25 protein-coding genes and 1 riboswitch are annotated in these 24,184 nt (G+C 67.4%); of the genes, 7 read left to right on the top strand and 18 right to left on the bottom strand.

Going from position 1 to position 24,184, the window contains the following annotated elements; genetic code table 11:
* Nucleotides 1–13 precede the first annotated feature (13 nt).
* The 6 genes from aceE (at nucleotide 14) to fabF (ending at nucleotide 8,016) form a co-directional block, all read left to right on the top strand.
* Entirely contained in the window at nucleotides 14–2,764 is a 2,751-nt protein-coding gene (gene aceE / locus AC50X6_RS07495; RefSeq protein ID WP_494965610.1) for a pyruvate dehydrogenase (acetyl-transferring), homodimeric type, read from the top strand.
* A 166-nt stretch (nucleotides 2,765–2,930) separates the two neighbouring features.
* Nucleotides 2,931–4,175: a PucR family transcriptional regulator gene (locus tag AC50X6_RS07490; protein ID WP_494965609.1), complete on the top strand. Its 1,245-nt coding sequence runs from the start codon at nucleotides 2,931–2,933 to the stop codon at nucleotides 4,173–4,175.
* 87 nt (nucleotides 4,176–4,262) lie between these two features.
* Nucleotides 4,263–5,192 (top strand): ACP S-malonyltransferase, encoded by a 930-nt coding sequence (locus AC50X6_RS07485; protein ID WP_494965608.1) that lies wholly within the window; start codon nucleotides 4,263–4,265, stop codon nucleotides 5,190–5,192.
* Complete coding sequence (locus tag AC50X6_RS07480) at nucleotides 5,189–6,262, top strand: beta-ketoacyl-ACP synthase III (RefSeq protein ID WP_494965607.1); 1,074 nt, start codon at nucleotides 5,189–5,191, stop codon at nucleotides 6,260–6,262. The genes AC50X6_RS07485 and AC50X6_RS07480 overlap by 4 nt, the downstream gene beginning before the upstream one ends.
* 120 nt (nucleotides 6,263–6,382) lie before the next feature.
* Entirely contained in the window at nucleotides 6,383–6,628 is a 246-nt protein-coding gene (locus tag AC50X6_RS07475) for an acyl carrier protein (protein ID WP_326965438.1), read from the top strand.
* Nucleotides 6,629–6,780: 152 nt separating this feature from the next.
* Complete coding sequence (gene fabF, locus AC50X6_RS07470) at nucleotides 6,781–8,016, top strand: beta-ketoacyl-ACP synthase II (protein ID WP_494965606.1); 1,236 nt, start codon at nucleotides 6,781–6,783, stop codon at nucleotides 8,014–8,016.
* A gap of 136 nt (nucleotides 8,017–8,152) precedes the next feature.
* Here fabF and AC50X6_RS07465 read toward each other — a convergent pair whose 3' ends face one another.
* From AC50X6_RS07465 to AC50X6_RS07385, 17 genes are all read right to left on the bottom strand, one after another.
* The gene (locus AC50X6_RS07465; RefSeq protein ID WP_494965605.1) at nucleotides 8,153–8,656 is read right to left on the bottom strand and encodes a DUF3145 domain-containing protein; all 504 of its coding nucleotides are present in this window, start codon (nucleotides 8,654–8,656) and stop codon (nucleotides 8,153–8,155) included.
* 302 nt (nucleotides 8,657–8,958) lie between these two features.
* Entirely contained in the window at nucleotides 8,959–9,885 is a 927-nt protein-coding gene (locus AC50X6_RS07460) for a tyrosine recombinase XerC (protein WP_494965604.1), read from the bottom strand.
* A gap of 89 nt (nucleotides 9,886–9,974) precedes the next feature.
* The gene (gene dprA, locus AC50X6_RS07455; protein ID WP_494965603.1) at nucleotides 9,975–11,162 is read right to left on the bottom strand and encodes a DNA-processing protein DprA; all 1,188 of its coding nucleotides are present in this window, start codon (nucleotides 11,160–11,162) and stop codon (nucleotides 9,975–9,977) included.
* An 80-nt stretch (nucleotides 11,163–11,242) separates the two neighbouring features.
* Complete coding sequence (locus tag AC50X6_RS07450; RefSeq protein ID WP_494965602.1) at nucleotides 11,243–12,784, bottom strand: YifB family Mg chelatase-like AAA ATPase; 1,542 nt, start codon at nucleotides 12,782–12,784, stop codon at nucleotides 11,243–11,245.
* Nucleotides 12,785–13,141, bottom strand: coding sequence for a YraN family protein (locus AC50X6_RS07445; RefSeq protein WP_494965601.1), 357 nt, complete (start codon nucleotides 13,139–13,141; stop codon nucleotides 12,785–12,787).
* A 122-nt stretch (nucleotides 13,142–13,263) separates the two neighbouring features.
* On the bottom strand, nucleotides 13,264–13,590 hold the full coding sequence (locus tag AC50X6_RS07440; RefSeq protein WP_326965445.1) for a DUF2469 domain-containing protein: 327 nt from the start codon (nucleotides 13,588–13,590) through the stop codon (nucleotides 13,264–13,266).
* Between the two features lie 105 nt (nucleotides 13,591–13,695).
* Nucleotides 13,696–14,379 carry a ribonuclease HII gene (rnhB, locus tag AC50X6_RS07435; protein WP_494965600.1) on the bottom strand — a complete coding sequence of 228 codons (684 nt, stop codon included), beginning with the start codon at nucleotides 14,377–14,379 and terminating at the stop codon, nucleotides 13,696–13,698.
* A 4-nt stretch (nucleotides 14,380–14,383) separates the two neighbouring features.
* A complete protein-coding gene (gene lepB / locus AC50X6_RS07430) occupies nucleotides 14,384–15,250 on the bottom strand; it encodes a signal peptidase I (RefSeq protein WP_494965599.1) in 867 nt (288 codons plus the stop codon).
* The gene (lepB, locus tag AC50X6_RS07425) at nucleotides 15,251–15,934 is read right to left on the bottom strand and encodes a signal peptidase I (RefSeq protein WP_494965598.1); all 684 of its coding nucleotides are present in this window, start codon (nucleotides 15,932–15,934) and stop codon (nucleotides 15,251–15,253) included.
* Between the two features lie 105 nt (nucleotides 15,935–16,039).
* A complete protein-coding gene (gene rplS, locus AC50X6_RS07420) occupies nucleotides 16,040–16,399 on the bottom strand; it encodes a 50S ribosomal protein L19 (protein WP_307462529.1) in 360 nt (119 codons plus the stop codon).
* Nucleotides 16,400–16,631: 232 nt separating this feature from the next.
* Nucleotides 16,632–17,456 carry a tRNA (guanosine(37)-N1)-methyltransferase TrmD gene (gene trmD / locus AC50X6_RS07415; protein ID WP_494965597.1) on the bottom strand — a complete coding sequence of 275 codons (825 nt, stop codon included), beginning with the start codon at nucleotides 17,454–17,456 and terminating at the stop codon, nucleotides 16,632–16,634.
* Nucleotides 17,457–18,089, bottom strand: coding sequence for a ribosome maturation factor RimM (gene rimM / locus AC50X6_RS07410; protein ID WP_494965596.1), 633 nt, complete (start codon nucleotides 18,087–18,089; stop codon nucleotides 17,457–17,459).
* A gap of 130 nt (nucleotides 18,090–18,219) precedes the next feature.
* Complete coding sequence (locus tag AC50X6_RS07405) at nucleotides 18,220–18,462, bottom strand: RNA-binding protein (protein ID WP_326965451.1); 243 nt, start codon at nucleotides 18,460–18,462, stop codon at nucleotides 18,220–18,222.
* Between the two features lies 1 nt (nucleotide 18,463).
* Nucleotides 18,464–18,886: a 30S ribosomal protein S16 gene (gene rpsP / locus AC50X6_RS07400; protein WP_326965452.1), complete on the bottom strand. Its 423-nt coding sequence runs from the start codon at nucleotides 18,884–18,886 to the stop codon at nucleotides 18,464–18,466.
* 206 nt (nucleotides 18,887–19,092) lie between these two features.
* Entirely contained in the window at nucleotides 19,093–19,530 is a 438-nt protein-coding gene (locus tag AC50X6_RS07395; RefSeq protein ID WP_494965595.1) for a hypothetical protein, read from the bottom strand.
* A 248-nt stretch (nucleotides 19,531–19,778) separates the two neighbouring features.
* Complete coding sequence (locus AC50X6_RS07390; RefSeq protein WP_494965594.1) at nucleotides 19,779–20,654, bottom strand: VOC family protein; 876 nt, start codon at nucleotides 20,652–20,654, stop codon at nucleotides 19,779–19,781.
* A 239-nt stretch (nucleotides 20,655–20,893) separates the two neighbouring features.
* Nucleotides 20,894–21,394: a GNAT family N-acetyltransferase gene (locus AC50X6_RS07385; protein ID WP_494965593.1), complete on the bottom strand. Its 501-nt coding sequence runs from the start codon at nucleotides 21,392–21,394 to the stop codon at nucleotides 20,894–20,896.
* 76 nt (nucleotides 21,395–21,470) lie between these two features.
* Nucleotides 21,471–21,578, top strand: a riboswitch (TPP riboswitch).
* Here AC50X6_RS07385 and thiC point away from each other — a divergent pair.
* Complete coding sequence (thiC, locus tag AC50X6_RS07380) at nucleotides 21,574–23,394, top strand: phosphomethylpyrimidine synthase ThiC (RefSeq protein ID WP_494965592.1); 1,821 nt, start codon at nucleotides 21,574–21,576, stop codon at nucleotides 23,392–23,394. (Overlaps the previous riboswitch by 5 nt.)
* Here the strand turns inward: thiC and AC50X6_RS07375 are convergent.
* Complete coding sequence (locus AC50X6_RS07375) at nucleotides 23,391–24,140, bottom strand: alpha/beta fold hydrolase (RefSeq protein ID WP_494965591.1); 750 nt, start codon at nucleotides 24,138–24,140, stop codon at nucleotides 23,391–23,393. The genes thiC and AC50X6_RS07375 overlap by 4 nt on opposite strands.
* Nucleotides 24,141–24,184 lie beyond the last annotated feature (44 nt).

Raw genomic sequence — 24,184 nt, 5'->3', positions numbered from 1 at the left:
AGAGAGGTTGGACGTGGCTGCAGGAGATTCCTCCCATATCCTCAGCGGGTTGACTAACCAGCTGCCTGATCGTGATCCGGAAGAGACCGCCGAATGGCTGGAGTCCCTGGATGACCTGATTCAGGAACAGGGCACCGAACGTGCCCAGTACATTATGCGCAGCCTGCTCCAGCGGGCCGGCGCGCAGAGCGTGGGCGTACCGATGGTCACCACCACGGACTACGTCAACACGATCCCCGTGGACCAGGAAGCACCGTTCCCCGGGGACGAGGACATCGAGCGCAAGTACCGCGCCTGGCTTCGCTGGAACGCTGCCGTTATGGTGCATCGCGCCCAGCGCGCCGATATCGGCGTCGGCGGCCACATCTCCACCTACGCCGGTGCCGCGACCCTTTACGAGGTCGGTTTCAACCATTTCTTCCGCGGCAAGGACCACCCCGGCGGCGGAGACCAGGTCTTCTTCCAGGGCCACGCCTCACCCGGCATGTACGCCCGCGCGTTCATGGAAGGCCGGCTGAGCGAAGAGGACCTGGACGGTTTCCGGCAGGAAAAGTCCAAGGAGGGCCACGCCCTTTCCTCGTATCCGCACCCGCGCCTGATGCCGGAGTTCTGGGAATTCCCCACGGTCTCGATGGGCATCGGCCCGATGAACGCCATCTACCAGGCGCAGTCCAACCGGTACCTGCACAACCGCAACATTAAGGACACCAGTGACCAGCAGGTCTGGGCGTTCCTGGGTGACGGCGAAATGGATGAGCCCGAGTCCCGCGGCCTGCTCCAGCTGGCCGCCAATGACAAGCTGGACAATCTCAACTTTGTCATCAACTGCAACCTCCAGCGCCTCGACGGACCTGTCCGCGGCAACGGCAAGATCATGCAGGAACTCGAAGCCTTCTTCCGCGGTGCCGGCTGGAACGTCATCAAGGTGGTCTGGGGCCGGGAGTGGGACAAGCTCCTGGCCAAGGACGAGGACGGTTCGCTGGTCAAGATCATGAACGAAACGGTCGACGGCGACTACCAGACGTACAAGGCCGAGTCCGGCGCGTTCGTCCGCGAGCACTTCTTCGGCCAGACCCCGCAGACCAAGGAAATGGTCCAGGACCTCTCTGATGACGAGATCTGGAACCTCAAGCGCGGCGGCCACGACTACAACAAGGTCTACGCCGCGTACAAGGCCGCCACCGAGTTCAAGGGCAAACCCACGGTCATCCTGGCGCACACGGTCAAGGGCTACGGCCTGGGCACCCACTTCGAGGGCCGCAACGCCACGCACCAGATGAAGAAGCTCACCATGGCGGACCTCAAGGCCTTCCGTGACCACCTGCGCATCCCGATCACGGATGAGCAGCTCGACGCCGACCTGTACCGGCCGCCGTACTACCACCCGGGCATGGACTCACCCGAGATCCAGTACCTGATGGGCCGCCGCAAGGAACTCGGCGGCTTCGTCCCCGAGCGCCGCTCCAAGCACAGCGAGATCAGCCTCCCGGATGACAAAGTCTACGAAGTCGCCAACCGGGGCTCCGGCAAGCAGCACGCCGCCACCACCATGGCCTTCGTCCGCCTGCTAAAGGACCTCATGCGGGACAAGGAGTTCGGCCAGCGGATTGTGCCGATCATCCCGGATGAGGCACGCACCTTCGGGATGGACGCGTTCTTCCCGACCGCGAAGATCTATAACCCGAACGGCCAGAACTACCTCTCCGTGGACCGCGAACTGGTCCTGGCGTACAAGGAGTCCATCTCAGGCCAGATCGTTCATGCCGGCATCAACGAGGCCGGGTCCGTGGCGGCCTTCACCGCCGCGGGAACGTCCTATGCCACCCACGGCGAACCGCTGATCCCGGTCTACGTCTTCTACTCGATGTTCGGGTTCCAGCGCACCGGGGATTCCTTCTGGGCCGCGGCGGACCAGATGACCCGCGGGTTCATCATCGGCGCCACCGCGGGCCGCACCACGCTGACCGGCGAGGGCCTGCAGCACGCGGACGGGCACTCCCCCATCCTGGCCTCCACCAACCCGGCCGTCGTCTCATACGACCCTGCCTACGGCTATGAGATCGGCGTCATCATGCGCGACGGCCTCAACCGGATGTACGGCCCCGGCCCTGCGGAGACCGACCCCTCGCGGAACCTGATGTACTACATCACGGTCTACAACGAGCCGATCGTGCAGCCGCCGGCCCCGGCGGAACTCGACGTCGAAGGCATCATCAAGGGCATCTACCTGCTGGCACCGGCCAAGATCGACGGCCCCCGCACGCAGATCCTCGCCTCCGGCGTGTCCGTCCCCTGGGCCCTCGAAGCCCAGAAGGTCCTCGCCGAGGACTGGGGCGTCTCCGCGGATGTCTGGTCCGTGACGTCCTGGACCGAGCTGCGCCGCGACGCCATGGCCGCCGAGGAGGATGCCTTCCTCAACCCCGGCCAGCCCGCCCGCGTTCCGTTCGTCACCGAACAGCTCGCCGGCGCCACCGGGCCGATTGTGGCCGTCACCGACTACATGAAAGCCGTCCCGGACCAGATCCGCCAGTTCCTCCCGAACGAGTTCGCCTCGCTCGGGGCTGACGGCTTCGGCTTCTCCGACACCCGCGCAGCGGCACGCCGCTTCTTCAAAAACGACATCCACTCAGTGGTGGTCCGTTCGCTGCAGATGCTGGCCCGCCGCGGCGAAGTGGATGCCCAGGCTCCGGCGCAGGCCATCGAGAAGTACCGCCTCCACAACGTCAATGCCGGCACCACCGGCAACGCGGGCGGCGACTCCTAACAGCCCGTCAGTGCAAGAGCGGACAGTGTAAGAGCGGACGTTCGACGGCGGTCCCCACCGGAGGGTGGGTGCCGCCGTCGGCGTTAACGCGCTGTGATCCCCATCAACCTGCGTTGTAGCCTTTGCACAAATGGGACCTGGACGGCAGGCACCGTATGCTCGATGCATGGCAGAGCCAATCACCACTCCCGCAAAACGCAAGCCCGCCGCGAAGGCCATGTCCCCGGAGAAGACCGAGACCCTCAAGAAGCTCCGGGGAAGCGTGGGCCAACTGTCCACCACGACGCTGCGCCAGCTGGAAAAGTCGCTGCCGTGGTACGGTCGGCTGAACTCCGACGAACGCTCCGCGCTGGGCATGGTGGCCCAGAACGGCATCGCGGCCTTCGTCAGCTGGTACGAGCGTCCCAGCTCGCCGTCGTGGATCCTTTCCGACGTCTTCGGCACCGCACCGACCGAACTCACCCGCTCCATCAGCCTGCAGAAAGCCCTCCAGCTCATCCGGATCGTGGTCGAAGTGGTCGAGGACCAGGTGCCCATCATCGCGCCGGAGGCGGACCAGTCCGCCCTGCGCGAAGCGGTGCTGCGCTATTCCCGCGAGGTGGCCTTCGCCGCGGCCGACGTCTACGCACGCGCCGCCGAATCCCGCGGATCCTGGGACACCCGGCTGGAAGCGCTCATTGTGGACGCCATCCTGCGCGGCGAAAACACCGATGCCCTGCGGTCCCGGATCGCCGCCCTGGGCTGGAAGGCACAGGAACGCTTTACCGTGATGGTGGGAAATTCGCCGTCAGAACCGAGTGCCAGCTACGTCAGCGACCTGCGCCGCACAGCCGGGCGCTTCGCCGAAGACGCCCTCGTCGGCATCCAGGGTGACCGGCTCATACTGATCCTCGGCGGGGTCCATGACCGGGAGACCGCCTACCTCAAGCTGGCCGAACTCTTCGCCCCGGGACCGGTGGTTTACGGCGCTGAGGCGGGCTCCCTGCTGGAGGCCAGCAGTTCCGCCCAGTCTGCTTTCGCGGGTCTGACCGCGGCCCGTGCCTGGCCCGCCGCGCCGCGCCCGGTGGCAGCCGATGACCTCCTGCCCGAACGGGTGATCGCCGGCGACGACGCCGCCCGGCGCTCCCTGGTCAAGAACATCTACCGGCCCCTGCTGGCGGCCTCCAACGGACTCGTGGAGACCCTCGGGACCTACCTCGAACTGGGCCATTCGCTCGAGGCGACGGCCCGGGAACTCTTCGTCCACGCGAACACCGTGCGCTACCGGCTCAAGCGGGTCTGCGACGTGACCGGGTGGGATCCACTCCTGCCCCGGGAGGCCTTCGTCCTTCAGGCAGCCCTGGTGGTAGGCCGGCTCGCGGCCCCGCCGAAGCCTGCCACCGAACGCCAGCCGTCCCGTAACAGCGCCTGATCAGTTGTAGACTTCCTACAAAGCGACCCCGTGAGCTTGGTGCATGAATACACCGATAATCACGCAGTAATTTGGAAAGCTGGATACGTGCTTGCAATCGTTTGCCCTGGACAGGGCTCCCAGACCCCCGGTTTTCTCGCCCCCTGGCTGGAACTGCCGTCCGTCGCAGGCCACCTGGCCTCCCTCAGCGAAATCGCAGGTATCGACCTCACCGCCCACGGCACCACCTCCGATGAGGAGACCATCAAGGACACGGCCGTCGCGCAGCCCCTGATCGTCGCCGCCGGGCTGATCGCCGCAAGGTCCCTGTTCGACGTCGAACTCGGCACCCTTCCGGTGATCCTCGCCGGCCACTCCGTCGGTGAAATCACGGCCGCGGCCCTGGCCAGCGTCCTGACCGAAACCGAAGCCATGACGTTCGTCCGCGAACGCGCCAACAGCATGGCCGCTGCGGCTGCGGCCGTCCCCACCGGCATGAGCGCCGTCGTGGGCGGGGACCCGGCCGAGGTCATGGCCGCGATTGAAGCCTGCGGCGCCACCGCGGCGAACGTCAACGGCGCAGGCCAGACCGTCGCCGCCGGAACGCTGGAGCAGCTCAAGGCCCTCACCGAGAACCCGCCGGCGAAGGCCCGGGTGATCCCGCTGAAGGTTGCAGGCGCTTTCCATACCTCACACATGTCCCCCGCTGTCGCGGCACTGCGGGCCCTCCGGCCCTCGCTGCACCCCCGCACGCCGCAGGTTCCCCTGCTCTCCAACTTCGACGGCGCGGAAGTCACCGACGGTGCCGCCGCCGTCGAGAGCCTGATCGCCCAGGTGTCCCGCCCGGTCCGCTGGGATCTCTGCATGGAAACGCTCGCGAAGCGCGGCGTGGCCGGCCTGATCGAGCTGGCCCCGGCCGGAACGCTGGCCGGCCTGGCCAAGCGCGGCATGCCCGGCGTCAAAACCGTTACCGTCAAGACCCCGGACGACCTGTCCGCCGCCCTGGCCCTATTCGCAGAACTGGAAGGACAGGCATGATCGTGCCCACTTTGAAGCAGTTGCCCCTGCACGAGAACACCCGTGTGATGGCAGTCGGCGCCTACCGGCCCAGCGTGATCGTCACAAATGATGACGTGTGCCAATGGATCGATTCCTCCGATGAGTGGATCCGCCAGCGCACCGGCATCGTCACCCGGCACCGTGCCCCCGCCGAGGTCAGCGTCATCGACATGGCCGAAGGCGCCGCCCTCGAGGCGCTGCAGAAGGCCGGAATCGAGGCGTCCCAGCTCGGCGCCGTCATCGTCTCCACCGTGACCCACCCCTATGCAACGCCGTCCGCCGCCGCCAGCCTCGCCGACCGCCTCGGCGCGACGCCGGCCCCCGCCTTCGACATCTCCGCCGCCTGCGCCGGCTACTGCTACGGGATCGCCCAGGCCGATTCCCTGGTCCGCTCCGGGGCGGCCAGCTACGTCCTGGTGGTCGGCGCGGAGAAGCTCTCCGACGTCATCGACAACACCGAGCGCAGCATCTCCTTCCTGCTCGGCGACGGCGCCGGCGCTGTCGTGATTGGCCCCTCCGACACCCCGGGCATCGGCCCGTCGGTCTGGGGCTCGGACGGCAGCAAGTGGGATGCGATCGGCATGACCAACTCCATGCTGGACCTCCGCGAGCTCGCCACCACCGGCAAGCACGGCGGGGCGCCCGGCGACGACGAAGCCGCCGGGACCGGCGACGCGACCGGCCCCGCCGTCTGGCCGACGCTGCGCCAGGACGGCCAGACCGTGTTCCGCTGGGCCGTTTGGGAGATGGCCAAGGTGGCCCAGCAGGCCCTGGACGTCGCAGGCATCACCGCCGACGATCTGGCGGCCTTCATCCCGCACCAGGCGAACATGCGCATCATCGACGAGATGGCCAAGAAGCTTAAACTCCCGGAGTCGGTCATCATTGCGCGGGATATCGCCGACGCCGGCAACACCTCCGCCGCTTCCATCCCCCTGGCCACCCACCGCCTGCTGCAGGAAAACCCGCAGCTCAGCGGCGGGCTTGCACTGCAGATCGGCTTCGGGGCCGGACTGGTTTTCGGTGCCCAGGTGATCGTGCTTCCGTAGGCGCCCACCGCTCTCCCGTCTTCACATCCCTTACCAAGCCGAACCCTCGGTTTGCATCATTTCCGCCCGAAGCGGCCGGCACACCGGCAGTCCAGGGCATAACAAGAAAAGGAGCCATCAATGGCTAGCAACGAAGAGATCCTGGCCGGTCTGGCCGAAATCGTCAACGAAGAGACCGGCCTCGCCGCCGAAGCCGTCGAGCTGGACAAGTCCTTCACCGAGGACCTGGACATCGACTCCATCTCGATGATGACGATCGTGGTCAACGCAGAAGAGAAGTTTGGCGTGCGCATTCCGGACGAAGAGGTCAAGAACCTCAAGACCGTCGGCGACGCCGTCAGCTTCATCGCCAGCGCACAGGCCTAGTCTCGGCCCGGGCCGGTCCGGGGCGCAGCTGCACCCCGGACCGCGCCGTTTGCAGGAACCGCACATACAAGACCCCATAGTTTTCCGAACGCAAGCCCCGGCCGCCTTCCCAGGTTTTCGATACGGCGGGCGCACCGACAGAGAGTGATCCCATGACACGCAAAGTAGTCATTACCGGTCTGGGTGCCACCACACCCATTGGCGGCGATGTCCCCACGATGTGGAAAAACGCGCTCAAGGGCGTCTCCGGCGCGCACACCATTGAAGACGACTGGGTGGCCAAGTACGAGCTGCCCGTCCACTTTGCCGCGCGTGCTTCCACTCCGGCCACCGACGTCCTGAGCCGGGTCGAAGCCAAGCGCATGGACCCGTCCACGCAGTTCGCCGTCGTCGCCTCCCGCGAGGCCTGGGCCGACTCCGGCATCACCGACGTCGACCACGACCGGCTGGCCGTGGCGTTCGCCACCGGCATCGGCGGCGTCTGGACCCTCCTGGACGCGTGGGACACCCTGCGCGAGAAGGGCCCCCGCCGGGTCCTGCCCATGACCGTCCCGATGCTGATGCCCAACGGCCCGGCAGCGGCGGTCAGCCTTGACCTGGGCGCCCGCGCGGGCGCCCACACCCCCGTCTCCGCCTGCGCCTCCGGCACCGAGGCGGTCCACGTGGGCCTGGACCTGATCCGCTCCGGCAAGGCCGACGTCGTCGTCTGCGGCGGCGCGGAAGCCGCCATCCACCCGATGCCGATCGCCGCGTTCGCCGCGATGCAGGCGCTCTCGCGCCGGAATGACGATCCCGAGCATGCGTCCAGGCCTTACGACCGTGACCGCGACGGCTTCGTTATGGGTGAAGGGGCCGGCGCCCTCGTCCTCGAAGCCGAGGAACATGCGCTGGCACGCGGCGCCCGGATCTACGCCGAACTGGCCGGCACCTCGGTCACCGCCGACGCCTACCACATCACCGCCCCGGACCCGCAGGGGCTGGGAGCCACCCGCGCGCTGAAGGCTGCCATGTTCGACGGCCGCATCCAGGCCGACGACGTGGTGCACGTCAACGCGCACGCCACCTCGACCCCGGTGGGTGACAAGCCCGAGTACGCGGCCCTCAAGGCCGCCCTGGGCAAGCACGTGGACGACGTGGCGGTCTCGGCCACCAAGTCGCAGATGGGGCACCTGCTGGGCGCCTCCGGTGCGGTGGAAGCCGTGCTGACCGTGCTGGCCGTGTACGAGCGCAAGGCGCCGGTGACCATCAACCTGGAGAACCAGGATCCGGAGATCCCGCTCGACGTCGTCACCAAGGCCCGCGACCTGCCTTCCGGCAGCATCGTGGCACTGAGCAACTCCTTCGGCTTCGGCGGCCACAACGCCGTCATCGCCGTGCGCAGCAACTAGTTTTCCTTGGGGCGCGCCTTTGCCGGCGCGCTCCTCGCCGAGACGCCAGATGGCGGCAATGTTCCGTGGACATTGCCGCCATCTGGCGTTTGGCGTAGCTATGGAGTGTTGTGGGGGCGAGCCTTGGTCCCGGCGCTTAGCCGACCTGGTGGAGCCAGCGCACCGGGGCGCCTTCCGCGGCGTGCCGGAAGGGCTCGAGTTCCTCGTCCCAGGCTTCGCCGAGGGCAAGCGAGAGCTCGTGGTACACCGCGGACGGGTCGCCGGCGCCGGATTCGTAGGCGTAGCGTATGCGGTCCTCGGAGACCATGATGTTGCCGTGCACGTCCGTGACGGCGTGGAAGATGCCAAGCTCCGGCGTGTGGGACCAGCGGCCGCCATCAACGCCCTGGCTGGGCTCTTCCGTGACTTCATAGCGCAAATGCGCCCAGCCGCGGAGCGCGGACGCCAATTGAGCCCCCGTGCCCGGATTTCCGGTCCACGACAGCTCGGCCCGGAACATTCCGGGCGCAGCTGGCTGAGCAGTCCACTCAAGGTACGTCCGCTTGTCCACGACAGAGCCTATGGCCCACTCAACGTGGGGGCACAGGGCAGTCGGGGCCGAGTGAACGAACAACACACCGCGGGTCAGTGCAACAGACATTCCATCCTCCATAGCTGTAGGTACGTCTTCCCCAACGACCTCTTGCCTGGATGTCTGTCTGTTGCGCGGGTCCGTGGTGATGCGGGTGGTCCTTGCCAGACTATTAAGTTACTGCCCGGTTCCTGGGTGGGACCTGATGCTCAAGAGCTTCAAGCAACACTTGAAAGTTGCCGGGCGTGAGTCCCATTCTGCCGTACGCCACCTAATTACGCCAGTGCAATTCGGCGCGTCTTTCCCGGCGCGCCGGGCGGGCTCAAATTGTGGCCCGTTCCGGACAGCGGGCGCGGCGTGAATCCCTGCTTTCAGGCCCGCGGATGGGCCTGCTGGTAGCTCTGGCGGAGCCGCTCGACGGAAACATGCGTGTAGATCTGGGTGGTGGCCAGGCTGCTGTGGCCCAGGATTTCCTGCACTGCGCGGAGGTCCGCACCGCCGTCGAGCAAGTGCGTGGCGGCGGAGTGCCGCAGCGCGTGCGGGCCGGTGGCGGCGGTATCCCCGAGGGCTTCAAGGAGGTCGTGAACGACGCTGCGGACCTGCCGCTGGTCCACGCGTTTCCCGCGGGCCCCGAGGAACAGTGCGGGGCCGGAGCCGTCCGTGGCGAGGGCGGGCCGGCCGCGGCGGAGCCAGTCGTCGACGGCGAGCGCGGCTGGGAGCCCGTAGGGCACGGTCCGTTCCTTATTGCCCTTGCCGAGAACGCGCAGGGTCCGGCGGTCGGGGTCGAGGTCGTCAACGTCCAGGCCGGCCAGTTCGCCGACCCGGATGCCGGTGGCGTAGAGGACCTCGACCATGGCCCGGTCACGCAGGGGCAGGGGCCCGCCCCCCGCCGCGGCGGAGTCCGTGTCCTCGACGAGCCGCCGGATCTGTGCCTGGTGCAGGACTCCGGGCAGGGTCTTCTCCCGCTTCGGCGCCTTCAGCCGCAGGGCGGGGTCAGCGTCGATGAGTTCCTCACGGACGGCCCAGGCCGTGAAGGCCCGGGCTGTGGCGGAGCGGCGGGACAGGGTGGCCCGGGACATGCCCGCTTCACTCTGGGAGCCGAGCCAGCGCCGCAAGGTGCCGAGCTCCAGCCCGGCGAGATCTTCAACACCCTCTGACGCCGCATGGGCCAGCAGGCTGCCGACATCAGAAAGGTAGGCGCGCACGGTATGGGCTGAGCGCCCGCGTTCCGCCTCGAGGTAGCGGCCAAAGCGCTCGGTGGCGGTGGCCAGCGCGGCCGGGATCTTCTGGGTAGACACGCCCCTACTCTCGCAGCAATCGCCCGGCAATCAAGGAGCCCGACGGCGAGCCGCGGGTCTGCCGGCAGCCATGGTCCCGCGGCCGGACCTCAGTCGGCTTTACCGGACCTCTTCCAGGCGCCGCGGTGGGACTCTGCGAGGCCCAGTAATCCGAGCCGACCAAGGCCGGCCCTGACCGAGTCAGCGCTCAGGCCTGCCACGGCAGTGAGCTTCTCGACGGGGCTGGTGCTCCGCAGCGGAAGGGCATCCAGCAAAATGAGGTCTTCCAGCGTCAGGCCGTCATGGACTTCCACGCGACCGGTCCTGGCCTCAGGCAGCGATTCCCCGCTTGGGGAGGCGAGCTCGGCGATCTCCCCCGCATCGGTGACACAGACCGCTCCGCCGTCGCGGAGCAGGCGATGGCAGCCTGCGGAGTTGGCGCTGTGGACCGACCCCGGCACGGCACCGACGGCCCGGCCCAGAGTTTCGGCGTGGTGGGCCGTGTTGAGCGCACCCGAGCGCCACCGGGCCTCCACGACCACCGTGACGGACGCCAGCGCGGCGATGAGCCTGTTGCGCTGCAGGAACCTGTACCGCGTCGGGGCAGAGCCGGGTGGAACCTCCGCGAGTACGGCTCCCTGGTTCGCGACCGCCCGCAGCAGGTCCTCGTTGCCGGAGGGATAGAACCGGTCCACTCCCCCTGCCATCACAGCGATCGTGGGCACGCCGCCGTTGCCGCCGGCCAGGGCAGCCCGATGCGCATGCGCATCGATTCCGTAGGCGCCGCCGGAGACGATGGTGAAGCCGCGCTGAGCCAGCGAGTAGGCGAGATCACCGGTCACGGCGGAGCCGTAGGAGGTGCTGTCGCGGGAGCCGACCAGGGCAATGGACCTGGCGGCAGGAGGCAGCTCCTGCTCAAGGCCGCGCCACCACAGGCACAGGGGTTCCTGCAGGCCAAGATCCGCCAGCTGCCGGGGCCACAGCTCATCCGAGGGGATGATCATGCGCCCGCCGAGCCGTTGCAGGGTGGCCAAGTCCCGTCCTGGCGCCAGATCCGGCACCCGCGGGGCCCAGCGTTTCTGCGCAGTCCCCAGGCCCGTCCAGCCGCCGCCGGAGGTGTTGTCCTCCAGCAGGCGCGACATTTCGCGTTCCAGTTCCGGCCCGGCGGCCAGCTGACCGGTGGCAATTCTCAGCGCATCCTCCGCCCCGGCGATCTGCACCAGCGCCAGGCCCGCACTGTCCTGCGGCTCGAAGAGCCGGGATAGTGCCGCCCGCGCGGTCCTTTCGGTCTCGGTCATAATGTGTCCTTTCTTGGGCTGATCGTCCGCTAGGCGTTCGCTCGGCGCAGTTTTTCGGGGATGGTAGGCCACGACACCTGCTAGGCGGCCGCGGACGCCTGCCGGAGGTTGAGCGCCTGGCCGACGTCGTCGGCATCGGGCGTGTCCCGCCTGGCCAGGTCCGAAAGCGTCCAGGCCAGGCGCAGTACCCGGTCGTAGCCGCGGGCCGTGAGTACCCCGCGTTCCATTGCGAGATCCAGGATCCGCGTCGTGCGGGCATCGAGCCGCAAGGCACCTCGCAGCAGTCTCCCGGGCACCTGGGAATTCGTCTCCATGCCGAACGGAAGGAGCCGCCCGAGCTGGCGCTCGCGTGCGGACTTGACCCGTCCGGCGATGGTGACAGTGTCCTCCTCGACGCCGGACTGCCCGAAGTCGGCGAGCGACACGCGCTCCACGTGCAGCTGGATATCGACCCTGTCCAGCAGAGGTCCGGACAAGCGGGCCAAATAGCGGCGCCGCATGGTCGGAGTGCAGATGCAGTCGATGCCCTTTCCCGATGCCTTGCCGCAGGGACAGGGGTTGGCCGCGAGGACCAGCTGGAACCTGGCCGGGTAGGCCGCAGTGCCGGCTGACCGGTGGATAACCAGCTCGCCGCTCTCCAGCGGTTGCCGCAGTGCGTCGAGGACCCGGCGTTCGTACTCGGGAGCCTCATCCAGGAAGAGCACGCCGCGGTGGGCCCGGGAAGCGGCCCCCGGACGTGGCAACCCGGATCCGCCGCCGATGATGGCCGCGGAGGTGGCCGTGTGGTGCGGGTTCTCGTAAGGTGGCCGGCGCAGCAGCTGCACGGAGGCCGACGTCAGTGCACAGAGCGAGTGGATCGCGGTCACCTCCATGGCCTCGGTATCGCCGAGATCGGGCAGGAGCCCCGGCAGCCGCTCCGCCAGCATCGTTTTACCCGCTCCCGGCGGCCCCGTCAGCAGGATATGGTGGGCGCCGGCTGCGGCTACTTCCAGGGCCCGCCGGGCATCGGCCTGGCCGGAGACATCACACATATCCGGCGGGCTGAGGGTAACGGCCTGCTCTCCGGTGTCCTCGGGTCCGGGCTCGGGATCGAAGTCGAGGGCCAGCTCCTGCGGATCGGCGCCGAAGTCGAAGGCCAGACGGGCGAGGGTGCTGTAGCCCTGCACCCGTGCGCCGGGCACCAGCCCGGCCTCGGCGGTGTTGGCCTGCGCCACCACCACGTCGGGGAAGCCTGCCCGGACCGCGGCCATGACTGCGGGGAGAATGCCGCGGACCGGGCGGAGCCTGCCGTCCAGACCCAGTTCCGCGATGAAGACCGTGCGCCCGGTGGATCGGACATCGTTAGAGGCCAGCAGCGCAGCCATGGCGATGGCGAGGTCAAAGCCTGAGCCACGTTTGGGCAGCGATGCGGGTATGAGGTTGGCCGTGATCTTGCGGCGGCTCAGTGGAATGCCGGAGTTCTGGGCGGCGGAGCGGATCCGTTCCTTGGCCTCGTTGAGCGAGGCGTCCGGCAGGCCCAGGATGATGAATGCCGGGAGGGTCTGGCCTATGTCCGCCTCGACTTCGACGATGTAGCCGTTGAGGCCGACGAGGGCAACGGAGTATGTCCGGCCCAGCGCCACTTATCCCACCCCTTTGAGGTGTTCGACAAAGGGCTCGCCGATGCCGTCGTCGAGCACGGCAATCACGTCAACCCGCCGGAGCGGCATCCGTAAATCGTGGTCGCGGCACCAGGCGGAAGCCAGACGGTGGAGCCTGGCAAGTTTGTCGACGCCGACAGCCTCGAAGGGGTGTCCGAAGTCGAGGGATTTCCGGGTCTTCACCTCGGCGATGACCAGCGCGTCGCCGTCGAGCGCGACGATATCTATTTCGCCCTCCCGGCAGCGCCAGTTCCGGTCCACGATCCGCATGCCCTGGGCTTCAAGGTAGCCGGCTGCGAGTTCCTCCCCGCGCCGGCCCAGCACGTCCTTAGCTCTCATGGCACCAGCCTGCGGGACCGCAGGAGGGCTGACCAGAGGATCAGGACGCTATGTGGAAAGCCAACTCAGGGTTGGTGGTGTGGAGGAAGAGTGGGCAGTCTTTCCCCGGCTACCAGCAAGAATCAGTTGCCCAGGTCCTCGACCTTGGGCACAGACAGCTCCTCGCTGCGCGGGAGCTCTTCGACGTTGACGTCTTTGAAGGTGATGACGCGGACGCTCTTGACGAACCGGGCGGAACGGTAGACGTCCCAGACCCAGGCGTCCTGCAGCGTCAGGTCGAAGTACACCTCGCCGTCGGCGCTGCGGGCCTGCAGGTCAACATGGTTGGCCAGGTAAAAACGCCGCTCGGTCTCGACCACGTAGCTGAACAGCCCGACAACGTCCCGGTATTCGCGGTAGAGCTGGAGCTCCATGTCGGTCTCATAGTTTTCAAGGTCCTCGGCACTCATGGTTCCATCTTGCACCATCCGGCGCGGCCCCCGCGCCACCCCCTGTCCACACGGGCCCGCTGCCCTGCCAGGCCAAGCCGGACCGGGCAGGGACCACGGCGAGACCTAAAGCAACTGCCAGCTGACCCGGTGGTACGGCGTGGGCCCGGCGGCGCGGAGCGCTTCCTTGTGCGCCGCGGTGCCGTAGCCTTTGTTGTCGTCCCAGCCGAAGGCCGGGTATTCGCTGTGCAGCCCGCGCATCAGCGCGTCGCGTTCCACCTTCGCCAGCACGGACGCCGCGGCGACACTCAGGCACTGCATGTCCGCCTTAACGAGCGTGTGCACCGGGGCGTCGCAGCCCGCCTCCGACGGTCCGTCGTGGAACAGCGACGGCTGGGCCTGGGGCGAGAGCCAGTTGTGGCTGCCGTCCAGCAGCACCACGTCCGGGGTCACCCCGGCGGCAAGGACGGAAAGCCAGGCACGGGTTCCGGCCAGCCGCAGCGCCCCCACAATCCCCAGTGCATCGATTTCGTTGGCCGAGGCATGCCCAACAGCGGAGGCGACACTCCAGCTCCGGACCAGCGGCACCAGCCGTTCCCGGTCCGCCACCTTGAGCAGCTTGCTGTCCCGCACATCCGCGAGGAGTTCCTGCCGAGCCAGGTCCACGACGGCGATCCCCACGCTGACCGGACCGGCCAGGGCACCGCGCCCCACCTCGTCGACGCCGGCGAGGAGCCGGGCGCCGCCGCGGAAACGGCGCTCGTAGTCGAGGGTAGGTGCTGCGGACGTCGCGCCGGCCACTAGGCGCAAGCCATTACTTGCCGGCCGGGACGGGCACGCCGCGGAAGACGTCCGGGTAGTTGTCCAGCGAGGTGATGCGGTTCAGCGGCCAGGCGATGACGGCGGCCTTGCCTTCGATATCGGCGATATCCACGAAACCGCCATTGCTCTCCATGTGGGCGCGGGAATCGGCGGAGTGGTTCCGGTTGTCCCCCATCACCCAGACCTTGCCGACGGGTACGACGACGTCGAAGTCGCGTACCTGGGGTACTTCGGCGGGGTTGATGTACTTCTCGGACAGCGGTTCGCCATTGACCGTGAGCTGGCCACCGCCGTCGCAGCAGGCCACACGGTCGCCGGGCAGCCCGATGACGCGCTTGACGAGGTGCTGCTCCGAGTTGTCCGGCAGCAGGCCGACGAACGTCAGCCCGTTCTGCACCCAGGTGAACGGCCCCACCGGCTTCTCGGCGGCGGGCACCAGCCAGCCCTGCGTGTCACGGAAAACGACGACGTCCCCGTGCTCCAGCGCGAAGGGTTCCGGGACCAGGAGGTTCACGAAGATGCGGTCGTTCACGTCCAGGGTGTTGACCATTGATTCGGACGGGATGTAGAACGCCCGGAACAGAAACGTCTTGATAAGGAAGGACAATACGATGGCGACAATCACCACGGTGGCGATTTCCTTCATCCAGAGGAAGAACGGGCTGTGCCGTTCCCGGGCCTTCGCCCTCCTCGCGCGTCCCGAGGACGCGCCGGCATGCGCCGGCCCGCCGGGCGAGGGCTCCCTCTCGGCCGGGTAGTCAGCTACCCCCGGGTGTTCCGTGGTGGGGATCGCCGAGGAGTTAGCCCGGGGCTGGTCCTGCCCCCGCGGATCGGGAGTCCGGGGTCCGGTCTCGGGCATCTACTGTCCGTTCTTGTTCATCGTTGGAGCGGCGGCCGCGGAGGGCCGCGGCACTGCTGTAAATCTATCAAGCGGCCAGATGATCTGTACCGGACGGCCGATAACCCGGTCCAGCGGAACCATGCCGCCGCCAGGGGCGCCCAGAAGGCTGCGGGAATCGGCCGACATGGAACGGTGGTCACCCATCAGCCAGAGGCGTCCGGCCGGCACGATCACACTGAACTTCAGGTCGCTGGGGGTGTCTCCCCCGTACAGGTACGGTTCCGCCACCTGCCGGCCGTTGACTGTGAGCCGTCCGCCGGCGTCACAACACAGAACGTGGTCGCCGGGGAGCCCGATAACCCGTTTGACGTAGGTGTCCTCGCCGCCGGCCAGCCCGAGCCAGTGTCCCAGGCCGGCCAGGGTATCCGGGACGGGCCCCCTGCCGCTGTTCAGCGGGGCGAAGGAACCCCGGCCGTCAAACACGACGATGTCGCCGCGGCGCACCGGCCCGGCCTGGTAGTCGGTGCGGGAAACGAGGATCCTGTCTCCGTCCCGGAAGAGCGGTTCCATCGAAGCGGAGGGGATGAAGTAGACGTCCAGCCACAGGGAACGGACCACTCCGCCGATGAGTACGGCCAGCACAACTGCCAGCAACACAAAACGCCAGCCGAGTTTCCTGGGCTGGCGCTTTGTCTGTTCCATGATCCGTATCCCTAGCGCTGTTCTGAACTAAATGGCGCTGTGGCGGAGGCTCCGGCAACGAACCGGCTACGCTCCGTGGACCCGCGGAGGAAGTCCGGAAGGGACTTACTTTTTGGGCTGGAAGTCGCGCTTTTCCTTGATCTTCGCAGCCTTGCCGCGCAGATCACGCATGTAGTACAGCTTGGCGCGGCGCACGTCGCCCTTGGAGACCAGCTCGATCTTGTCGATGATCGGGGAGTGCACCGGGAAGGTACGCTCCACGCCGACACCGAAGGAAACCTTGCGGATGGTGAAGGTCTCGCGGAGGCCGTCGCCGTGGCGTCCCAGGACGAAGCCCTGGAAGACCTGGACACGGGAGTTCTTGCCTTCGATGATGTTCACGTGCACCTTGAGGGTGTCACCCGCGCGGAAGACCGGAACATCGGTGCGCAGCGAGGCTGCATCTACGGAATCGAGGATATGCATTGATTCACTCCTGGTGAACGCCACAGGTCCTTCACTTTGGGTCACGGCGACCAAACCCGGGCGCCTGAAGCAGCCGGAGATTCCCGCCGAAAATTTGTCGATCCGGCTCCCGTCAGGAATTGACGGCGCCGGGGTGCCGGGCTGTTGGTGACGCTCCCCCTGTGGCAGGTTCGCAACCCAGCAGGCACAAGCACTAATTTTGCCACATCCGCGGCCTTCCAGCCAATCCGGGTCAGGCGGATTCCCCGTCAACCTCCGGGCGGCGCCTGAGCCGGCCGTCGACGACGTCGTACCCGAGGTCCGCGAAGGCCGTGCGGTCCGCGCGGGGCAGCGTGCCGGCGTCGAACTCCGCGAGCAGGTCCGGACGGCGCTCGGCGGTGCGCCGGTACTGCTCGTGGCGGCGCCACTGCGCGATCTTGCCATGGTTGCCGCTCAGGAGCACGGCCGGAACGTCGCGGTCCCGCCAGCTGGAGGGTTTGGTGTAGACGGGGTACTCCAGCAGCCCGTCCGCATGGGATTCCTCCACGAGGGATTCGGGATTGCCGACGACGCCGGGCAGCAGCCGGCCGATGGCCTCCACCATGGCCAGCACGGCCACTTCGCCGCCGTTGAGGACGTAGTCCCCCAGGCTCACGGGCCGCACGGTGAAGTGGCCGGCGGCCCATTCCAGCACCCGTTCGTCGATGCCCTCGTAACGTCCGCAGGCGAAGACCAGCCGGTCCTCCCCGGCGAGTTCATGGGCCGTGGCCTGGGTGAACCGCTCCCCCGCCGGCGACGGCACAATGAGGACCGGTTTGGCCGCCGCGTTGGGCCCGGCCGCGGGCGGCCGGGCAGCGGCCACTGCGGCCAGGGCCTGGGCCCAGGGCTCGGGCTTCATGACCATGCCGGCGCCGCCGCCGTACGGGGTGTCATCCACGCTCCGGTGCCGGTCCGTGGTGAAGTCCCGGAGGTCGTGGACGTTCAGCTCCAGCAGCCCGTCCTGACGGGCCTTACCGATCAGCGAGAGCGCCAGGGGTGCCAGATAGTCCGGGAAGATGCTGACGACGTCGATCCGCATTTAGGCGTTGTTCCCGGTGCCGGCGCCTTCTTCGGCCGTGCTGCCGTCCGCAGACTTCGCGACGCCTGTTGACTTCGCGGCTCCGGCGGACTTCGCCGTGTCAGCGGACCCGGCGTCGTCGTCGGCGTTGACCTCAAAGAGTCCCGGCGGCGGGGTCACGAGGATGAAGCCTTCTCCGACGTTGACCTCGGGGACAATCTGCTCCACGAAAGGGATCAGGACTTCGGTGCCGTCGTTCGCGGTGACCACGATCAGGTCCTGGACCGGGAGGGTGTTCAGGCCGGAGACTTTGCCCACCACCGTGTCACCGACGCGGACGTCAAGGCCAACGAGTTCGTGCTCGTACCAGCCCTCGTCGTCGTCATCGTCGTCGAGGTCTTCGGTTTCCACAAACAGCTTCGCGCCGCGGACGGTTTCCGCTTCGTTGCGGGTCTCGATCTCCTCGAAGGCGAGCAACAGGATGTCCTTGTTCCAGCGGGCGCTGATGATGGTGAGCGGTCCGGCTGAGGCGGGTTCCACCACGAACCGGGTGCCCGGGACGAAGCGGTCCCCGGGTGCGTCGGTGAGCACCTGGACGGTTACTTCGCCGCGGATGCCGTGGGGCTTGCCGATTCGTGCCACCTGAAGCTGCATCTGTTCCTCTGTTCGGGGTTGGTGATTCCGTGCCGGCCTGTTGCCGGCTGGATGTACGGGGAAAACAGTCCGGCCCCTCCACCATTATCTGGTGAAGGGGCCGGGCTCAAGACAAGTGGTGCTGGAAGCGTTACCGGCGGCGGTCGGTGTCGACGACGTCGACCCTGACCGGCTCGCCGTCCGCCAGCGCTGCCACCACAGTGCGCAATGCGCGTGCGGTGCGGCCCTGGCGTCCGATCACCCGTCCGAGGTCGTCCTCATGAACGCGCACCTCGAGGGTGTCCCCGCGGCGGTTGTTCTTCGCACTGACCTTGACATCCTCAGGGCTGTCAACGATCCCGCGGACCAGGTGTTCGAGCGCTTCTGCCAGCAAGTTACTCAGCCTCGGTGGTCTCTGCTGCGGCGTCGGCGGGGGCCTCGGCTGCGTCGTCCTTCTTGGCCTTCTTGGTGATGGCTTCCGGGATGATCACGGAACCCTTTTCCGGGGTAACAAAGGCAGGCTTGGGAGCCTTGGTCTTCAAGGTGCCCTCCTGGCCCGGGAGACCCTTGAACTTCTGCCAGTCACCCGTGATCTTGAGGATCGCGGCAACCTGCTCGGACGGCTGTGCGCCGACGCCGAGCCAGTACTGGGCACGGTCCGCGTCGACCTCGATGTACGAGGGCTCTTCGGTCGGGTGGTACTTGCCGATCTCTTCGATGGCACGGCCGTCACGCTTGGAGCGTGCGTCCATGACGACAATGCGGTAGTACGGTGCGCGCATCTTGCCGAAGCGCTTAAGGCGAATTTTTACGGCCACTTTAGTGGTCACTCCTGTTTCTAAAACGGGGTCGATCCCGGCGTTCTGCACCCGTGGGGCGGGCCATACTAGGGGGCTCTAAAAGGACAAGATCCGGACGCGGAGAGAGGGGCCACGCAGATCAAGTACCCGTCCATTGTGCCAGATCAGCGCGGGGATTTCGACTTGACACCCGCAGCCTCTCCATTTTGCCGCCTAACGGCCTGTCAGGACGTCCAAACATACAGCCCGGACTTGGTGGCGGGATCGACGCCGGCAGCAAGTTCGGCGAGCTGCCGGACGTAGCGGGCGGCCTGGTCCACACCGAAGGGCATGTCCTCCTCGGCGGCCCAGCTTTCAGCCACGTCCGCCAGGACGTCGCCTTCACCTTCGGTCTCGTAGCTGAGGAGATCGGCGAGGGCCCGGAGCATAGCCGGCGGGACGCCGAGCAGGGAGTCGCTCGCCACGTCCACCATCGCGAGCCCGTAGTCGGCACCGGCGGCGTGGACGGCGGTCCCGGCCAGGTCACCCAGCCGTTCGACTTCGAAGTCACTGATGTCCGGGATCCGGACGGACCCCTCCCCGGCGGCATCCCCGCCGTCGAGGGCGGCCGCGCGCTTGAGGGCTTCATCGTGGGTGGAGACAAAGATTTCGGTGAATCCCATGGATCTCGTCCTTATGTTCGGCGGCGCTGGTCCGCTGTTTTCGGCGTCGCTTCAGCCTAGTCGCTTCAGCCCTGCCCCGCCGAGGACTGGACATGCCCCCGGTGTCGACGGCGAAAAATGGACATGTCCTCACCTCACCCTGAGCAATGGACATACAGCCACTATGTCCATTTCCGGCCGCACGCGGTGGACATGTCCCAGAGACAACTGCGGCCGTGGGTAACTGCAGTGGGGATTCCCGCGGCGGCTCAGCGAACGGCCACGCGGATGCGGTTGCGCCACGGGTCCTCAAAACGCAGTTCGGCGCCGGTGTGGTGGGACTCCACTCCCGCGGTCTTGAGGCGGTCGGCGAGGGCGCCCACATCGTCGCCGGCCGGCACCTCGATCAGCACCTCGCCGAGGCCCAGGGTGTCCCGTCGGGGTCCGGCGCCGCGGCTGTTCCAGACGTTCATGGCCATGTGGTGGTGGTAACCGCCGGCCGAGACGAACAGCGCCTGCCCATGCCAGCCCGCCGTCTTTTCGAACCCGAGGGTTCCGACGTAGAAGTCCTGGGCTGACTGGACGTCGCCCACCTGCAGGTGGACGTGGCCGATGCCGGCGTCGGCGTCGCGCTGCCCGGCCACGGATTCCTCGGTGAGGAACTCGTCGAGGTAGCGCTGCGGCGGGAGGGCCAGGCTGTCCATGACCACGTTTCTGCCGTCCCAGGACCACGCATCGCGGGGACGGTCCCAGTACAGCTCGATCCCGTTTCCTTCGGGATCGGTGAAATAGAAGGCCTCGCTCACGAGGTGGTCCGCGCTGCCGGTGAAGGACTGGGGCTCATACTGGGCGGCGGTGGCGACAGTCGCGGCCAGAGAAGGTTGGTCCTCGAACAGCAGCGCAGTGTGGAAGAGGCCGGCTTCGCCGCGGGACGGGACGCTGAGCCCGGGCGCCGGGGCGAGGTGGACCAGCGGCTTCTGCCGACGTCCGAGGTACAGTCCGCCGTCCTGCTCGGCCACGATGTCCAGGCCGAGGGCGCGCTGGTAGTAGTCCGTCATGAGCAACAGGTCGCCGACCTTGAGCATCACGGTGCCCATGGTGAGTTCGGCGGGAAGAAGATCCCGGGTGCTGGCTGCTGCAGTCATGTGATCGCTCCGGTGCTTAGGCGGCCATCGACCTTCGATGACCTGTTCACTAGGATAATTACTTGAAGCTTCAATTTATTCCTGTGCCCGCCTCTGTTCCTGGCGGACCGGTTTTCCGCGCAGCACGCTGTGCTTGAGCTCGTGCAGCGTGGCCAGGCTGCTGCGGGGCCGCCGGGGCGGCGTCCGAGGAGGGTTCCGGCGTTCCGATCCGTGACGGCCTGCTGGTCATGGCCTGAAGCTTAAAGCCATATCCGCATCGCGATCCGCCGGCCCAGGGCATCCAGCCCCAGCTTCGCCTCGCGGGCACGCAGTGCCGCCAGCGCCTTCCCTGGCTCGGCAACTTCCTCGAAGCCGCAGCTCGCGTAAAACGGAGCGTTGAACGGAACGTCCGCAAAAGTACAAAGCGACATCGACTCATAGCCACGGCCCCTCGCCGCGTCGATGGCCGCCTCAACAAGGGACCGTCCGATCCCGCGCCCGGCAAAGTCGGGATACACCGAAAGTTGTTCCAGGTGCGCCTGGCCGCCGACTTCGTCAACGCGGGCGAAACCCACGGGCGGGTTTCCGGCGACCAGCATAAAAAGCGGCTCAATCGGCGTCGCCAGCTCCGGGGCCGGAAGCACGTGGTGCGCTAACTCCGATGCGAGGAGACGGTCGGCCGCTGCCTCGAGAACCGGCAGCGCCGCGAGGTCTTCCGGCGTCGCCGTCCTGACGCGGGGCACGGCCCTGGGTTGAGTCACGATGCCACGCTAGCACCGCGGCCTCCCTCGGCGCCGTCACACGCGGCCGGGCGCCGAAGCCCTGTGATAGCTTCGTCTACGACCACACGGGTGCCCTTGCAGGGGCTGAGATCGGGCTGAAGCAGCTTGCGACCGTTGAACCTGTCCGGGTAATGCCGGCGAAGGAAGTGAGTATTTCCGTGAATACGCAATTGACACAGCACAGCCACGTCCAAAATCAGCCAGGCCAATGTCAGCCCACGGCCCCCACCCAGTCGCTGAAATCCCGCTCTCTGGCGTTTACCACGGATGACGAGCACGGCATCCGCGTCCCGGTGACGGAAATCAAGCTGGCGGATTCACCGGGCGGCGTAGCGAATCCGCCGTTCCGGGTGTACCGCACCGCCGGTCCCGGGAGCGATCCGGTCCGGGGGCTGGAGCCGTTCCGCGGCCCCTGGATCGAGGCCAGGGCGGACACCGGACCCTACACCGGCCGGGAACGGACCCTGCTCGACGACGGAAAGTCGGCCGTGCGCCGGGGCGCCGCGTCGGCCGAGTGGCAGGGCACGCGCCCGGTCCCGCGCCGCGCCGTCGACGGCCGGACGGTGACCCAGATGCACTACGCCCGCAACGGCGTCGTCACGCCTGAGATGCGGTTCGTCGCGCTGCGCGAGAACTGCGACGTCGAACTGGTCCGCTCCGAACTGGCGGCGGGGCGCGCCATCATTCCCAGCAACGTCAACCATCCCGAATCCGAGCCGATGATCATCGGCAAAGCCTTCCTGGTGAAGATCAACGCCAACATCGGCAACTCGGCCGTGACCAGCTCCATCGCGGAGGAAGTCGACAAGCTCCAGTGGGCCACGCAGTGGGGCGCGGACACTGTGATGGATCTTTCCACCGGCGACGACATCCACACCACCCGGGAATGGATCATCCGCAACTCTCCCGTACCCATCGGCACGGTGCCGATCTACCAGGCGCTGGAGAAGGTCAACGGCGAGGCCAATGCCCTCACATGGGAGATCTTCCGGGACACCGTGATCGAACAGTGCGAGCAGGGGGTGGACTACATGACCATCCACGCCGGGGTGTTGCTGCGCTATGTGCCGCTGACGGCCAACCGGGTCACCGGAATTGTCTCCCGCGGCGGCGCGATCATGGCGGGCTGGTGCCTGGCCCACCACCAGGAGAACTTCCTCTACACCCACTTCGGTGAGCTGTGCGAAATCTTTGCCCGCTATGATGTCGCGTTTTCGCTCGGGGACGGGCTGCGGCCGGGGGCGACGGCGGACGCGAACGATGCTGCCCAGTTCGCCGAGCTGGACACCCTGGCCGAACTCACGCAACGTGCCTGGGAGTATGACGTGCAGGTCATGGTGGAGGGCCCCGGACACGTACCGCTACACCTCGTCCGGGAAAACGTGGAACGCCAGCAGGAACTCTGCAAGGGCGCCCCCTTCTACACGCTGGGGCCGTTGGTCACCGACATCGCGCCGGGCTACGACCACATCACCTCGGCGATCGGGGCCACGGAGATTGCCCGCTACGGCACCGCGATGCTTTGCTACGTGACACCCAAGGAACACCTCGGACTGCCCAACAAGGACGATGTGAAGACCGGTGTGATCACGTACAAGATCGCAGCCCATGCAGCCGATCTCGCCAAAGGCCACCCCGGCGCCCACGAACGTGACGATGCCCTGTCCAGGGCCCGCTTCGAATTCCGCTGGCGGGACCAGTTCGCGCTGTCGCTGGACCCGGTCATAGCCGAGGCGTTCCACGACGAGACGCTGCCGGCGGAACCGGCCAAGACGGCACATTTCTGTTCCATGTGCGGGCCGAAGTTCTGTTCGATGCGGATCAGCCAGGACATCCGGGACGAATTCGGCTCAGCGGACTCCCAGGCGGCCCTCGCCGGAATGGCCGCAGGGATGCGGGAGAAGAGCAAGGAGTTCCTGGCCTCCGGCGGCAAGGTCTATTTGCCGGAGCCTTCCGTGGGCGGACCCCCGGCCGTTTAGGACGCCTGGGCGTGCTGGCGCCGCCTGACCCCGGCGATGAACGCCCGGATGAGCCGGTTTCCCTCAGCAGAGTCCTGGGGCCGGTGCCCGCCCGCCGCGGTGCGGTGCAGGGCACCGGTTTCCCGCAGGTAGCCGGCGATCTCTTCATACAGCGGTTCCCAGCCGCCGGTCAGGACCAGGGTGGGCACGCCGGGGACGATCTGCAGCGGGGCTTCCCAGGGCGGCGCCTGCAGCCGCAGCCGGCGGGCCTCCCGCTGGTCTTCCGGGTCCGGGGAACCAAGGGTTGCCTGCGCCGGAGTGTGGGCCGCAAACACCCGGCGGACGAACTCGCGGTGGAAGTCCTCATCGCTGAGGTGCCGGCGGACCTCGAAAAGCGGCTGCATCAGGGCGCGGTGCGCGGCCGTCGCCGGAAGTTCCGCGGTGAGCGAGAGGCAGGCCGGTTCCACCAGCGTCAATGAGTGCACCAGATCCGGGCGTTCGACGGCGGCCATCATCGCGGCGATGGCACCCTGGGAATGCGCCACCACGTGGCCGCCGGCCTCGCCGCGGCCGTCGTCGGCCAGGGCACCGAGGACGATGGCGGCGTCGGCGGCGAAGTCCGTTTCCAGCGGCTCGGCGGCGGGGTCATAGCCGTGCCGGCGCAGGAACAGCGCGTCGTAGTTCAGCGCCATTCCGTGCTGTTTCGGCCACGCGGCAGCGCCGAAGCTGCCCGCTCCGTGGACGAAGACTACGCGCTGCTTGAACATGGTCCAACCCTATGACACCGGTCCGAGGACGGGCCGCCGACATC

Source organism: Pseudarthrobacter sp. HLT1-7 (genome assembly GCF_059383435.1).
The sequence above is the reverse complement of the archived record's forward strand: the minus strand, read 5'-3'. Positions and strand labels throughout refer to the sequence as shown.